The organism is Streptomyces sp. NBC_01506, assembly GCF_045040295.1.
Taxonomy (GTDB): domain Bacteria; phylum Actinomycetota; class Actinomycetes; order Streptomycetales; family Streptomycetaceae; genus Streptomyces.
The window spans coordinates 2609791-2623059 of sequence record NZ_CP109422.1; the positions used below are offsets into that span (position 1 = coordinate 2609791).

Below are 13269 nucleotides of genomic sequence, written 5' to 3' on the forward strand. Positions count from 1 at the left end.
CGCCGGTGGTGGGTGTGGACTCAATCGCCGGACGGGCCGCAGGTGCGGCCCGTCCGGCGATCGAGAACATGCGCCGGCCCCGGTCACGTCACCGGGAAGTCGATCCCCGTCAGCGCGCCCGCCGCGTCGCGGTCCAGCAGGACCGCCGACGCGCAGCCCGCCGGGAGCCGCCCCGCCTCCGCGTCCGCGACAAGCCGGCCCACCGCGCGCCGGTGGCGCGCGAAGGCGTACCCGGACACCCCGCGCCCGCGCTCGCGCTGGCCCGCGCGGGCGGTCCTGGGCGTCACGTCCAGCAGAACGAGATGCAGCTTCCTGCCGCGCCGCCGCGCCTCGCGCGCCAGCCAGCGCCGTACCCACGCCTGGGTGCCGCAGTCGTGCACGACGACGCTCTCGCCGGAGCGCAGCGCACGCCGCAGCCCCGCGTAGTGCGCGAGGCGCACCAGCGGCCGGTAGACCGCGTACGGCAGCCGCTCGGGCAGCCGCCGCGCCCAGCGGTCGCGGGTGTCCTGCGAGTCGATCCCCCGGCCGGCGGCGGCGCGGCCGATCAGTGTGGACTTCCCGCTGCCCGGCAGGCCCGAGACGACGACCACGTCGCCGGCCCCGAACGCCAGGCGCCGAGGCCCCCGCCGCCCCCGCTCCCGCAGATCGCGGACCACCGGCGGGACGGCCGCCAGGGCCTTGCGGGGGACCGCTTCCGGCCGGGCGGGCACCCCCGCGGTCGTCGCGTACGCACTTGCACGGGACCGCTGCAATGTCATCGCCTTCCCCCTGTCGGGTCCATCGCCGTGGCCGATGTCCCCTTGCCCATGAAGTGTAAAGAACCGGTAATACGGCACAAGCGTTTTGCTGATCGCGGCCCTGTCGGCCCCCTCGGGCCGACCCCCGGTGCCCGTCGCCCGCCCTCCCTCCCTACGGAGGCCGACGCGTGCGATGATGTGCGCGCCAACTCCATACCGGCCGTTCGAATCCGCGCGGGAGAGTCCTGTCACCGTGGGTGCCAGGCGCCGAAGGAGCAAGTTCCTCCCTTGAATCTCTCAGGCCCAGTACCGCGCGGACGAGGCAGATCTGAAAAGCGAATCGCCGTCAGGCGCTTCCACCCAAGGTGCAAGTCACGACCCTTCGTATGCGTACGTGTACGTACACGTCGTGATGAACCTCTCAGGTTCCGATGACAGATGGGGAGGATCGTCCTCTCTGTCATGCCCTGGGAGCCACACCTATGAGCAATACGTCTCACACCCCCGCCCCCGAAGCGGCCGGTCCCGACGCCCCGCGCCTGACCGCGCTCGACGCCGTGCACCGTTCACTGGGCGCCACGATGACCGACTTCGCGGGCTGGGACATGCCGCTGCGCTACGCCAGCGAGCGTGAGGAGCACCTGGCCGTCCGTACGAAGGCCGGCCTCTTCGACCTCTCCCACATGGGCGAGATCACCGTCACCGGCTCCCAGGCGGCCGAGGCGCTGGACTACGCGCTGGTCGGCAACATCGGCACCCTCGCCGTGGGCCGTGCCCGCTACACCATGATCTGCCAGGAGGACGGCGGGATCCTGGACGACCTGATCGTGTACCGCCTCGACAGCCACGGCGCCCCCGAGTTCATGATCGTCGCGAACGCCTCCAACGCGCAGGTGGTGCTCGACGAGCTGACCGGCCGCGCCGCGGACTTCGACGTCGAGGTGCGCGACGACCGCGACGCGTACGCGCTGCTCGCCGTCCAGGGCCCCCGGTCGCCGGGCATCCTCGCCCAGCTCACCGACGCCGATCTGGCCGGGCTCAAGTACTACGCCGGGCTGCCCGGCACCGTCGCCGGGGTGCCCGCGCTGATCGCCCGTACCGGCTACACGGGTGAGGACGGCTTCGAGCTGTTCGTGGAGCCCCGGTACGCGGAAGGGCTGTGGCAGGCCCTGATGGCGGCGGGCGCGTCGGACGGACTCGTACCGGCCGGGCTCTCGTGCCGCGACACCCTTCGTATGGAGGCCGGGATGCCGCTGTACGGGCAGGAGCTGTCCACCGGTCTCACGCCCTTCGACGCGGGCCTCGGTCGCGTCGTCAAGTTCGAGAAGGAGGGCTACTTCGTGGGCCGTACGGCGCTTCAGGCGGCTGCCGAGCGCGCCGAGAGCGCGCCGCCGCGCACACTGGTCGGGCTCGTCGCCGAGGGCCGCCGGGTGCCGCGCGCCGGTTATCCGGTGGTGGCCGGCGGTCAGGTGGTCGGCCATGTCACCTCGGGCGCACCGTCGCCGACGCTGGGCCGGCCGATCGCGATGGCCTATGTGGACGCGGCGCACGCCGCGGCGGGCACGGCGGGCGTCGGGGTCGACATCCGGGGCTCGATCGAGCCGTACGACGTCGTCGCGCTGCCCTTCTACAAGCGGCAGAGGTAACTCCCCGGTACCGCGCCTGCATCTCGCCGGTACCGCGCCCGTATCTCACTGGGCAAGACACCTGTTCACCACCACTCCCCCGCGTACAGGAGAATTCACGACATGAACAACCCCCAGCAGCTTCGCTACAGCAAGGAGCACGAGTGGCTGTCGGCCGCCGATGACGGCGTGTCGACGGTCGGTATCACGGAGTTCGCGGCGAACGCCCTCGGCGACGTCGTGTACGCCCAGCTCCCCTCGGTCGGTGACACGGTGACCGCGGGCGAGACCTGCGGCGAGCTGGAGTCGACCAAGTCGGTCAGCGACCTGTACTCCCCCGTGACGGGCGAGGTCACCGAGGCGAACCAGGACGTCGTGGACGACCCCTCGCTGGTGAACTCCGCACCCTTCGAGGGCGGCTGGCTGTTCAAGGTACGCGTCGCACAGGAGCCGGAGGACCTGCTCTCCGCCGACGCGTACACGGAATTCTCCGGCAACTGAGACCCCAGGGACTGTGATGTCTTCGAAGTCGCTCCTCAACTCCTCTCTCCACGAGCTCGACCCCGACGTCGCCGCCGCTGTCGACGCCGAACTCCACCGCCAGCAGTCGACGCTCGAAATGATCGCGTCGGAGAACTTCGCTCCGGTCGCCGTCATGGAGGCGCAGGGCTCCGTCCTGACCAACAAGTACGCCGAGGGCTATCCGGGTCGCCGCTACTACGGCGGCTGTGAGCACGTCGACGTGATCGAGAACATCGCGATCGACCGGGTGAAGGCGCTGTTCGGCGCCGAGCACGCCAACGTGCAGCCGCACTCCGGCGCGCAGGCCAACGCCGCGGCGATGTTCGCGCTGCTCAAGCCCGGCGACACGATCATGGGCCTGAACCTGGCCCACGGCGGTCATCTCACCCACGGCATGAAGATCAACTTCTCCGGCAAGCTCTACAACGTGGTCGCCTACCACGTGGACGACAAGACCGGTCAGGTCGACATGGCCGAGGTCGAGCGCCTGGCCAAGGAGTCGCGCCCGAAGCTCATCGTGGCCGGCTGGTCCGCGTATCCGCGTCAGCTCGACTTCGCCGCGTTCCGCCGGATCGCCGACGAGGTCGACGCGTATCTGATGGTCGACATGGCGCACTTCGCCGGTCTGGTCGCCGCGGGCCTGCACCCCAACCCGGTGCCGCACGCGCACGTCGTCACCACGACCACGCACAAGACCCTGGGCGGCCCGCGCGGTGGCGTGATCCTGTCCACCAAGGAGCTGGCCAAGAAGATCAACTCGGCGGTCTTCCCGGGGCAGCAGGGTGGTCCGCTGGAGCATGTCATCGCGGCGAAGGCGGTGTCGTTCAAGGTCGCGGCGACCGACGAGTTCAAGGAGCGCCAGCAGCTCACGCTGGACGGCGCCCGGATCCTCGCCGAGCGCCTGGTCCAGGACGACGTCACGAAGGTCGGTGTCTCGGTCCTGTCCGGCGGTACGGACGTGCATCTGGTCCTGGTCGACCTGCGGAACTCGGAGCTGGACGGTCAGCAGGCCGAGGACCGGCTGCACGAGATCGGCATCACGGTCAACCGCAACGCCGTCCCGAACGACCCGCGCCCGCCGATGGTCACCTCCGGCCTGCGGATCGGCACCCCGGCGCTGGCCACCCGCGGCTTCACCGTCGAGGACTTCACCGAGGTCGCGGACGTCATCGCGGCGGCGCTGAAGCCCGAGTTCGACCGCGACGCCCTGGCGGCACGCGTGACGGCGCTGGCGGCGAAGCACCCGCTGTACCCCGGCCTGTAGGCCGTGGCGGCACCGCGCGCGCCCGACCGGCGCGCGCGGTGCCCCGTACCGTTACACCCTGTATATGCGGTTTCTGCACCACCCCGGCAGACAACGGCGTCTACCAACAAGGAGTCCCACCGTGGCCATCTCGGTCTTCGACCTCTTCTCGATCGGCATCGGCCCGTCCAGCTCCCATACGGTCGGCCCCATGCGCGCGGCGGGTCTCTTCGCCCGGCGGCTGAAGAACGAGGGCCTGCTGGCCCACACCGCCTCCGTACGGGCCGAGCTGTTCGGCTCGCTCGGCGCCACCGGCCACGGCCACGGCACCCCCAAAGCGGTCCTGCTGGGCCTGACGGGCGAGTCCCCCCGTACGGTCGACATCGAGTCCGCCGACGCCCGGGTGGAGGCCATCCGCACCGGCGGGCGGATCAGTCTGCTCGGGATGCACGAGATCGGTTTCGACTTCGACGCGGACCTGATCCTGCACCGGCGCAAGGCGCTGCCGTACCACGCGAACGGCATGACGCTCCGCGCGTACGACTCCGACGGCGCCATCCTCCTGGAGAAGACGTACTACTCGGTCGGCGGCGGCTTCGTCGTGGACGAGGACGCCGTGGGCGAGGACCGCATCAAACTGGACGACACGGTGCTGACGTACCGTTTCCGCAGCGGTGACGAACTGCTGCGGCTGGCCCGCGAGACCGGGCTCTCGATCTCCGCGCTGATGCTCCAGAACGAGAAGGCGTGGCGTACGGAGACCGAGATCCGCGAGGGTCTGCTGGAGATCTGGGAGGCCATGCGGGCGTGCGTGTCGCGCGGTATGGCGCGCGAGGGCATCCTGCCCGGCGGCCTCAAGGTCCGCCGCCGCGCGGCGAATTCGGCCCGGCAACTGCGCGCCGAGGGTGACCCGGCGGCCCGCGCGATGGAGTGGATCACCCTCTACGCGATGGCGGTCAACGAGGAGAACGCGGCGGGCGGGCGGGTCGTCACCGCCCCCACCAACGGCGCCGCGGGCATCATCCCGGCGGTGCTGCACTACTACCTGAACTTCGCCGCGGCCGGCCACACGGACGCCGAGAGGGACGACGACATCGTCCGCTTCCTGCTGGCGGCGGGCGCGATCGGCATGCTCTTCAAGGAGAACGCGTCCATCTCGGGCGCCGAGGTCGGCTGTCAGGGCGAGGTCGGCTCGGCCTGCTCGATGGCGGCGGGCGCGCTCGCGGAGGTCCTGGGCGGCAGCCCCGAACAGGTCGAGAACGCCGCCGAGATCGGCATGGAGCACAATCTCGGCCTCACCTGCGACCCGGTCGGCGGCCTCGTACAGATCCCGTGCATCGAGCGCAACGGCATGGCGGCGGTCAAGGCGGTGACGGCTGCCAAGATGGCGCTGCGCGGCGACGGCAGCCACAAGGTGTCCCTGGACAAGGTCATCAAGACGATGAAGGAGACCGGCGCCGACATGTCGGTCAAGTACAAGGAGACCGCGCGGGGCGGGCTCGCGGTGAACATCATCGAGTGCTGAGGAACAGCCTCACCGGGACGCGGAGGGCCGGCGCCTCTGTGCGCATATGACGCCCAACCACCACAAAAAGCGGATTTCACAATTCCACCTATGTGGTAATTGATGCGCCATAAGCCGAAAGATGTTAGGAATTCCCGCGAGGTACGAACACTCACTCCAGTGACAGCATAAAAGAGAAGGGACACGTGTGCCCAATCCTCAAGGAAAGTCAAGACGCCGACGCGCGGCGCTGACGCTCGCAGGTGTTCTCACCACACTCGCGCTGGGAATCGCCGCGGGAGTGGCGTGGGCGGCGACCACCGACAACATGCACCCGACGAACAACAACACGCTCGCCTGCTACAACGACCCGGTGGGCGGCAACGGCTCCATCAGTTGCCGCACGGACAACGCCCAGGTCAGCTACTACATGGACAGCAACGGCCCCACGTGCGAGCTGGAGTCGGGCGACAAGGCCGCGGTGAACGCGACGATGAACAGTGATTACCGGCCCACTGATCTCACCGTCGGCTACGACTCGTCGCCGGAATTCAGCGGTGGGGCCGAGACGGACATCATCTACCAGGAATGCGACGCCAGCGTCCCTTCCACCGCGGACGCCGTCACCTGGTGCAACGACGCGGTTGACGGTTCGCTTTTCGAGTGCGATCAACAATATGTCCGCTTTCGCGGCCCCGGTTACTACACACGCGGTCTGGCCTGCCACGAGACGGGCCACGCGATCGGACTCGTCCACGGCAACCGGGCGAGTCCCCTGCTGCTCAACACCGACAGCCGGCTCGGATGTCTCACCGTACCGGTGGGCGACAACACCGGGCTCGGCGCCAACAACCGTGAAAACATCAACGGTGCCTTCTGAGGAGGACCTGTGCGACGCCTAGCACGTATCGCGGCCTCCGTAGCGGGAGCGACACTCACCGCTGTGGTCACCGCCGCCCTCATCAGCCCTCCCGACGAGCCGACGACCGAGGCCCGTACCCAGCGGACCGGCGGCGATGTGGTCATGGGCCACGCCTCGGACCGCCTGCCCAGTCAGACGGCCGAGGACTGGGTGACCTACGCCGACCATGTGGTCGTGGCATCGGCGGTGACCGAACGGGAAGTCGCACCGAACGAGGCCGAACTCCAGCGCGGTGAGGGAATCATCGGCCGACAGGTGACCATGCGGGTGGACGACGTGCTCTGGTCCCGTGCGGGGGCTTCGCAGAAGCCCCCGAGTACCTGGGACTACACCGCTGCCGGCTGGCAGTTCGTCGCCGGCGACACCGCCGACCGGCGCACGATGGTCCTGGAGGACCGTCCACGGGTCGAGTCCGACCACACCTATGTCATGGCGCTCGTCTGGGAAGGTCCGCGCTGCGCCGAGGGCGACGGCCAAGTGCCCGGCCGCTGGCTCGGACTGGGTGAGGGATCCGAGATCGCCTACGACGCGGGCGTTCTGGGTAACGGGGAGGAGGAAGGGCGCGTCCAGCAGCGGAGCGCGGCCACGGCACCGCTCGCGGCCGAGCCCGAGAACTCTTCGACGACCGACACGGGTCTCGAGGAGCGCTTGGCCGGCCGGCCCGCCGACGTACTGACGCGCGAGCTGTCCGCGGCCGTACCGGCGGCGACGCGGCAGAACGTCGCGCCACCGGCCGACACCGCCTCGTGCGGCTGACGTTCGTCGTCGCCGAGCCGCCTTCCGGATGAACGTTCCGGGGGGCGGCTCCGTCGTAGGGGAGAGGAAGGGCGGTTTCGGATGGCTGAAGGGCGGACCGGCGAGTCAGCGCCGTCCCGGGCGGCGGTGACCGACGACAGACTGCGGGCCGTGCTGCTGATGGGCGGCGTTCCCTGGCACGAACTCGACGACGGCGTACAGCAAGTACGGCTGAAACTCCTCGAGGCGCAGAGCGAGGCGGACCGGCCGATGATCCGTAACCCCACGGCCTGGGCCGCCGTGGTGGCCTCACGCATCGCCGTCGACTGGCATCGCGGGCGGGCCAGGGACATGGGCCTGCGCGAACGCCTGGCCGCCCTGTGGTCCGTGCGCCCACCGGCGCAACGACCGGAGGAGGACCTGGTCATGGCGCAGTTGGTGGCCGAGTGCCTGGAACGGCTGCCCGGCCCGCAGCGCCAAGTACTGGTACTGCGCTACTACACGGACCTCGCCGTCCGCGACATCGCCCGGCTGCTTCAGGTGCCCGAGGGCACGGTCAAGAGTCGGCTGCACCATGCCGTGGCCGCGCTGCGGACCGAACTGCGCGACGTGGAGGAGACCTGACATGCCGGAACTGACGGAGCGGGAGGAGAGGCGGCTGCGGGCCGCTCTGGAACTGATCGGGGACGCCGCCGCGCATCCGGACCCGGTACGGCCGGTCAGGCGCGCACCACTCGCCCGGCGCCGGCACCGGCGACTCGCACTCGCCGGCGCCGCACTGCTGGGCGCGGCAGCCCTGTGCACGGTCCTGCTGACCAACGTCGTGGGAAGCGGCGAACGCGCGGAAGAGGGATCCGGAAGGGGAAGCGGAAGCGGAAGCGGCATCGGGCAGACCGCCGCCGAAGGCATCGCCTGCGCGCGGCTGATCGCCGAGGGAGACGTGCTCGACGTACGCCCGGCGCCGCAGACGGGGCGCGTCCTGCTGACATTCGCCGTGGACGACTGGATCAAACCGGCCAAGGGTGCGGACACGGTGGAACTCAACCTCGTCGACCCGGCGGTGGCTCAGGTCGCGGAGCCCTTCCGGAAGGGGCAGCGTCTGCTCCTCGTCGTCCCGGTCCGTGACGACCTCGAGGCGAACGCGTCCAGCGGGACCGAGCTGACACGCTACCGCGCGGTCATCGAGGACAACTGGGCCAAGGCGTCCACGACCGAGTGCCCGCCCTACTGGAAGGGCACCGGGCCCGAGCCGCACGCCTAGGCCGTGTTTCAGAAGGAGCGCCGTCCGCCCGCAGGGCGGGCACCGCGCCCGCCGCGGAGCGGCTGATGTCTGGCGTCGGTGCGTGCGATCGCAAGGCGGAGGATCGGCGTGGTGAATGGCCCGGCCGTACGTGGGCGACTGACGACAACGCGCCGGGGGTACCTCTCGTGGCCCCCTCGGGGCTACGGAGGAGTGCCTGCCGGGCGTCGCGGGGCAGGCGGGACTTCTCAAACAGGGCCTGGGCCCTGTCCCGCGGAGGTCGCCGCCACGCGGGTCGCTGTCGCCGCGGCGCGAACGCGCCGAGGTCCACCGCACGACGCCCACCGCCGTCCGCGCCGGCCCTTCAGACCATCGGGCCGCAGGCGATCAGCAGGGGCAGCAGCGGGGCGGCGGCCGAGGCCAGGACGACGGCCGGGGCCGTCGCGCGGCGGGGCTTCGGGGGCGGGTCGAGGACGCGGCGCATCCGGATGAGCGAGCCGGAGCCGCCCGCGCCCATCGCGAGGTGCGGGGTCTGTCCGGCCGCGACCTCGTACATGGCTTCGGCGAGCGCCACGCGCGGATGGCCGCGCAGCGCCCGGTCGTCCGCCGCCATCTCCAGCAGGAGCGCCGTCTGCTCCTTGGCCAGCCTGGCGAGCGGCAGGCCCCGGAAGGCGCGCGCGAAGGCCGCCACGGCGGCGTGCACCAGATGGTGGCGGCCCGCGAGATGGGCGTGCTCGTGGGCCAGTACGGCGCGCAGTTGTTCGTCGGACAGGGCCCGTAGCGCGGCGCTGGTGATGACGATGCGCGGGGAGCGGCCCGGCAGGCAGTAGACGGCCGACACCCCGTGCTCCACGACGGTGGCGCCGTAGCGGGGCACGGGGCTGCCGACCAGGGCGAGCATGTCGCGCTGGCGGCTGCGGGCCCGGTGCGTACGCCAGGAGATCCGCACCAGACACAGCGCCGGGAGCAGTACGAGAGCCGCCGGGAGCAGGACCGCCGCGAGGTCGCCGGGCCTCGGCGGCGAGTCACGCGCGGGGCCGCCCGTCATCAGGCCGCACGCGGTGAGCAGCCCGACGAGACCGTCGTGCACATGCGGCTCGGAGAGCAGCAGGTGGTAGCAGGCCAGCGCGACGGAGACGACGAAGGTCGCGGCGAGTCCGAGCCAGGCGGTGATCGCGGCCGTCGGGGCGCGGTGGAGCCAGCGCGCCCGCGCCAGGAGGTACGGGGCCACGGTGCCGGTCAGGAGGGCGCAGCCGGCCAGCACGGCGACCGTGGTCACGGCGTGCCCCCGCGCCGTTTGGCCACCCGCAGGGCCTCGCGGAGCGCGTCGGCCTCGCCGGGTGAGATCTGCTCCACGAAGCTGAGGAGGGCGCCGGCCGGGTCGGGGTTGCCGCCGAGTGCTTCCTGCATGAGGGCCGCGGTGTACTGCTGGCGGGTGCAGGTCGGCTCGTACAGCCAGGCCCGGCCCTCCTTCTCGCGGCGGAGCATGCCCTTGCGGTAGAGGATGTCGGCCACGGTCTTGACGGTGCTGTAGGCGATGGGCCGCTGGGTGTTGATGTCCGTGAGCACGTCGCGCGCGGTCGCGGGCCGTCCCCAGGACCACAGGCGGTTCATGATCTCCGCCTCCAGCTCACCGAGTTGACGCAATTCCCCGCTCCCCTCGCCCCGGCCACGCCGGCCGTGCGGCCCTCCGTCGTGGGTGGCCTCGCCCGCTCATCCTATGTCTCCTGCCGCGTCCCTTCCCCGCCCCACGTTGCCACTAAACTGCTTAACAGTTACGCTCTGGCTCGCCCTTCGTGGCGGTCGGCCGCCGAACCGAGGTGGCGGGCGGAGGCAGCAGAAGGAGTTCATCCGTGGCGTCCCACCGTCGTCCTCAGCAGCCAAGACGTGCGTATCCGACCGTGTTCGCCGCTACGGCGGCGGCTCTGGCGATCTCCGCGCAGTCGGCCCAGGCCGATCCTCTGCCCGACCCCACGAAGAAGGGCGTCCAGGCACAGGTCGACCGGCTCTACGAAGAAGCTACGCAGGCGACGGAGACGTACAACGGGGCGAACGAGAAGCAGAAGACGCTCCGCAAGCAGGCCGACAACCTTCAGGACAGCGTGGCGCGCGGGCAGGAGGAACTGAACGCGCTCCGCGACAGCCTGGGTTCGGTGGCGAGCGCGCAGTACCGGGGCGGCGGCCTCGACCCCTCCCTCCAACTGCTGCTGTCCTCCGCGCCGGACGACTACCTCGACAAGGCGTCGAACCTGGAGCGCGCGAGCAGCCGGCAGGCGAACGTCATGCGCCAGGCCCAGGCCAAACAGCGTCTCCTCGACCAGCAGCGCGCCCAGGCCACCGCGAAGCTCGGCGAACTGGCCGAGACCCGCACGGAGTTGGGCGCCAAGAAGCGTCTGATCCAGGGCAAACTCGCCGAGGCTCAGCGGCTGTTGAACACCCTGACGGCCGAGGAGCGGGCGAAGATGGAGCAGGAGCAGGAGCGCGCGGACCGCAGCAGCGAGCGGGCCGACCTGGGCAACGAGGCCAGCGCCTCGTCCCGGGGCGCCGCCGCGCTCGACGCCGCGAAAAGCCGGGTGGGCATGCCGTACGTCTGGGCCGCCTCGGGCCCGAACTCGTTCGACTGCTCGGGGCTGACCTCATGGGCCTTCAAGCAGGCGGGGGTCTCCATACCCCGGACATCGCAGGCGCAGGCCGAAGTCGGCACGCGGATCAACTCCCTGGGCGATCTGAAGCCGGGCGATCTCATCATCATGCGCACCGACTTGAGCCATGTCGGCTTCTACGCCGGCAACGGACAGATACTCCACTCCCCCAAGCCGGGGGCGAGCGTGCGTTACGAGTCGATCGCGCGCAGCGGCATGCCGTTCATGTGGGGCGTGCGGCTGTAGCGCAGAGGTAGGTGTAGGTACGCGGTGGACATGAGCGGGTACGGACGGGCCGGGGGCGCCGTGGGACGCCTCCTGCTGGTCGTCGTGCTCGCGCTCGGCGTGTTCGCCATGCATACGGTCGGGCATCCCGACGCGGCGCATGCCTCGGTGACAGGCCCGATGGCCCACACCTCCGCCGAACCGGCTCCCCCACATCCGGTAGCGGCCCCGGCCCCGTCTCCGTCCCACGAGCAGGTCATGACCATGGACCGTATGGCCATGGACATGACCTCGCTCTGCGTGGCGGTGCTCAGTACGTGGGCGATCGCGGCGCTCGCGCTGGCGGCGTTCGCCCGGTGGCCGGGCCGTTTCACGGACCCACTCGCCGGCCTGGCCGTCGAACCGCGCTCCAACTCACCGCCCCGTACACCGGACTTGGCGTCGCTGTCAGTCCTGCGGATATAGGCCGACCGTCCTCACGGACCCGAAGCCGCGTACGCACATCCGCAGGACCGACCACACAAGGTGTACCGACATGAGTTCCATCAAGCACGCCGCCCACCGCTCCCTGAGGCGCCGCCTCGCGGTCGCGGGCGCGATCACCGCCACGGCCCTTCTGCTCGCCGCGTGCGGCAGCGACGACATGGACGGCATGGACCACGGGAGCGAGTCCTCCCCCACCGCCTCCAAGAAGGCCGGCGACGGCGCCGACCCCGCCCCGGGAGCGTTCAACGACGCGGACGTCGCCTTCGCCCAGGGGATGATCCCGCACCACCAGCAGGCCGTGGAGATGGCCGCGCTGGCCGAGGGCCGCGCCTCCGACGCGGAGATCAAGACTCTCGCCACGGAGATCGAGAAGGCGCAGGACCCGGAGATCACGACCATGCGCACCTGGCTTACGGCCTGGGGCGAGCCGGAGTCGGCCGACGAGTCCATGCCCGGCATGGACCACGGCTCGGGCGGCTCGGGCGACACTGGCGACACGTCCGGGATGATGTCCGACGAGGACACGCGGGAGCTGACCGACGCCAAGGGCGTCGACTTCGACAGGAAGTTCGCGGAGCTGATGATCGACCACCACAACGGGGCGATCGCCATGGCCGGGGACGAGCGGAAGAACGGCGACAACGCCACGGCCAAGAAGCTCGCCGCCGACGTGATCAAGGCCCAGACGGCCGAGGTCGAGCGGTTGAACACGGTCCTCGACCGACTCTGACCCCTCCCGATCCGTCCGTACGGGGCGCCACTCCCCCTGAGGTACGCATTGCCTGGTACCCCAGGGGGGTATAATCTCTGTCGGGTCGCGCGCCAAGGCCCGCCACGCGCCCCCTACGGAAGCGGAAAGAGGTCGAGATTTATGGACCACACCGACCACAGCGCCCACACCGACCACGCGGAACACATGGCGGCCGGCACGGGCGGCACCGGTGGCGCGTCCTGGAGCATGGCGGTCAAGGCGACACTGCACTGTCTGACCGGGTGTGCCATCGGCGAGATCCTCGGCATGGTCATCGGCACCGCCCTGCTGTGGGGCAATGTGCCCACCATGGCCCTGGCGATCTTCCTGGCCTTCGTCTTCGGCTACTCCTTCACCCTGTTCGCGGTGCGCAGGGCCGGCCTCGACTGGAAGTCGGCCGTCAAGGTCGCGCTGGCCGCCGACACCGTGTCCATCGCCGTCATGGAGCTGGTCGACAACAGCATCATCGCCCTCACTCCGGGAGCGATGGAGGCGCATCTGTCGGACGGACTGTTCTGGTACGCGCTCCTCGGCGGATTCGCCGTCGCGTTCCTCGTCACCACCCCGATCAACAAGTGGATGATCGGCCGCGGCAAGGGCCACGCCGTCGTCCACGCCTTCCACTGACCGGGCCACC

At 70.5% G+C, this 13269-nt stretch carries 15 protein-coding genes and 1 riboswitch; of the genes, 12 read left to right on the forward strand and 3 right to left on the reverse strand.

Annotated elements, in window-relative coordinates; genetic code table 11:
* Positions 1–83: 83 nt before the first annotated feature.
* The gene (locus tag OG329_RS10995) at positions 84–758 is read right to left on the reverse strand and encodes an AAA family ATPase (protein WP_405794481.1); all 675 of its coding nucleotides are present in this window, start codon (positions 756–758) and stop codon (positions 84–86) included.
* Positions 759–962: 204 nt separating this feature from the next.
* Positions 963–1059: riboswitch (glycine riboswitch) on the forward strand.
* A 160-nt stretch (positions 1060–1219) separates the two neighbouring features.
* On the opposite strand from OG329_RS10995, the gene gcvT reads away from it, so the two are divergent.
* The 8 genes from gcvT to OG329_RS11035 all read left to right on the forward strand — a co-directional run bounded on the left by gcvT (position 1220) and on the right by OG329_RS11035 (position 8549).
* Positions 1220–2383 (forward strand): glycine cleavage system aminomethyltransferase GcvT, encoded by a 1164-nt coding sequence (gene gcvT, locus OG329_RS11000; RefSeq protein ID WP_405794482.1) that lies wholly within the window; start codon positions 1220–1222, stop codon positions 2381–2383.
* Between the two features lie 102 nt (positions 2384–2485).
* On the forward strand, positions 2486–2863 hold the full coding sequence (gene gcvH, locus OG329_RS11005) for a glycine cleavage system protein GcvH (RefSeq protein WP_405794483.1): 378 nt from the start codon (positions 2486–2488) through the stop codon (positions 2861–2863).
* A 16-nt stretch (positions 2864–2879) separates the two neighbouring features.
* Positions 2880–4148 carry a serine hydroxymethyltransferase gene (glyA, locus tag OG329_RS11010; RefSeq protein WP_405794485.1) on the forward strand — a complete coding sequence of 423 codons (1269 nt, stop codon included), beginning with the start codon at positions 2880–2882 and terminating at the stop codon, positions 4146–4148.
* 121 nt (positions 4149–4269) lie between these two features.
* On the forward strand, positions 4270–5652 hold the full coding sequence (locus OG329_RS11015) for an L-serine ammonia-lyase (RefSeq protein ID WP_405794486.1): 1383 nt from the start codon (positions 4270–4272) through the stop codon (positions 5650–5652).
* 187 nt (positions 5653–5839) lie between these two features.
* The gene (locus OG329_RS11020; protein ID WP_405794488.1) at positions 5840–6511 is read left to right on the forward strand and encodes a hypothetical protein; all 672 of its coding nucleotides are present in this window, start codon (positions 5840–5842) and stop codon (positions 6509–6511) included.
* A gap of 9 nt (positions 6512–6520) precedes the next feature.
* Positions 6521–7309, forward strand: coding sequence for a hypothetical protein (locus OG329_RS11025; protein ID WP_405794489.1), 789 nt, complete (start codon positions 6521–6523; stop codon positions 7307–7309).
* A gap of 81 nt (positions 7310–7390) precedes the next feature.
* Entirely contained in the window at positions 7391–7912 is a 522-nt protein-coding gene (locus OG329_RS11030; RefSeq protein ID WP_405794490.1) for an RNA polymerase sigma factor, read from the forward strand.
* A 1-nt stretch (position 7913) separates the two neighbouring features.
* The gene (locus tag OG329_RS11035) at positions 7914–8549 is read left to right on the forward strand and encodes a hypothetical protein (protein WP_405794492.1); all 636 of its coding nucleotides are present in this window, start codon (positions 7914–7916) and stop codon (positions 8547–8549) included.
* 343 nt (positions 8550–8892) lie between these two features.
* Here the strand turns inward: OG329_RS11035 and OG329_RS11040 are convergent, their stop codons facing one another.
* Together OG329_RS11040 and OG329_RS11045 are read right to left on the reverse strand one after the other, a co-directional pair.
* Positions 8893–9807 carry a M56 family metallopeptidase gene (locus tag OG329_RS11040; protein ID WP_405794494.1) on the reverse strand — a complete coding sequence of 305 codons (915 nt, stop codon included), beginning with the start codon at positions 9805–9807 and terminating at the stop codon, positions 8893–8895.
* The gene (locus OG329_RS11045; protein WP_405794496.1) at positions 9804–10175 is read right to left on the reverse strand and encodes a BlaI/MecI/CopY family transcriptional regulator; all 372 of its coding nucleotides are present in this window, start codon (positions 10173–10175) and stop codon (positions 9804–9806) included. Before OG329_RS11045 ends, OG329_RS11040 begins: the two co-directional genes overlap by 4 nt.
* A 206-nt stretch (positions 10176–10381) precedes the next feature.
* On the opposite strand from OG329_RS11045, the gene OG329_RS11050 reads away from it, so the two are divergent.
* From OG329_RS11050 to OG329_RS11065, 4 genes are all read left to right on the forward strand, one after another.
* Entirely contained in the window at positions 10382–11416 is a 1035-nt protein-coding gene (locus OG329_RS11050; RefSeq protein ID WP_405794497.1) for an NlpC/P60 family protein, read from the forward strand.
* 30 nt (positions 11417–11446) lie between these two features.
* Positions 11447–11860 carry a DUF6153 family protein gene (locus OG329_RS11055; protein ID WP_405794499.1) on the forward strand — a complete coding sequence of 138 codons (414 nt, stop codon included), beginning with the start codon at positions 11447–11449 and terminating at the stop codon, positions 11858–11860.
* Positions 11861–11930: 70 nt separating this feature from the next.
* Positions 11931–12611: a DUF305 domain-containing protein gene (locus OG329_RS11060; protein WP_405794500.1), complete on the forward strand. Its 681-nt coding sequence runs from the start codon at positions 11931–11933 to the stop codon at positions 12609–12611.
* 141 nt (positions 12612–12752) lie between these two features.
* Positions 12753–13259 carry a DUF4396 domain-containing protein gene (locus OG329_RS11065; protein ID WP_405794501.1) on the forward strand — a complete coding sequence of 169 codons (507 nt, stop codon included), beginning with the start codon at positions 12753–12755 and terminating at the stop codon, positions 13257–13259.
* Positions 13260–13269 lie beyond the last annotated feature (10 nt).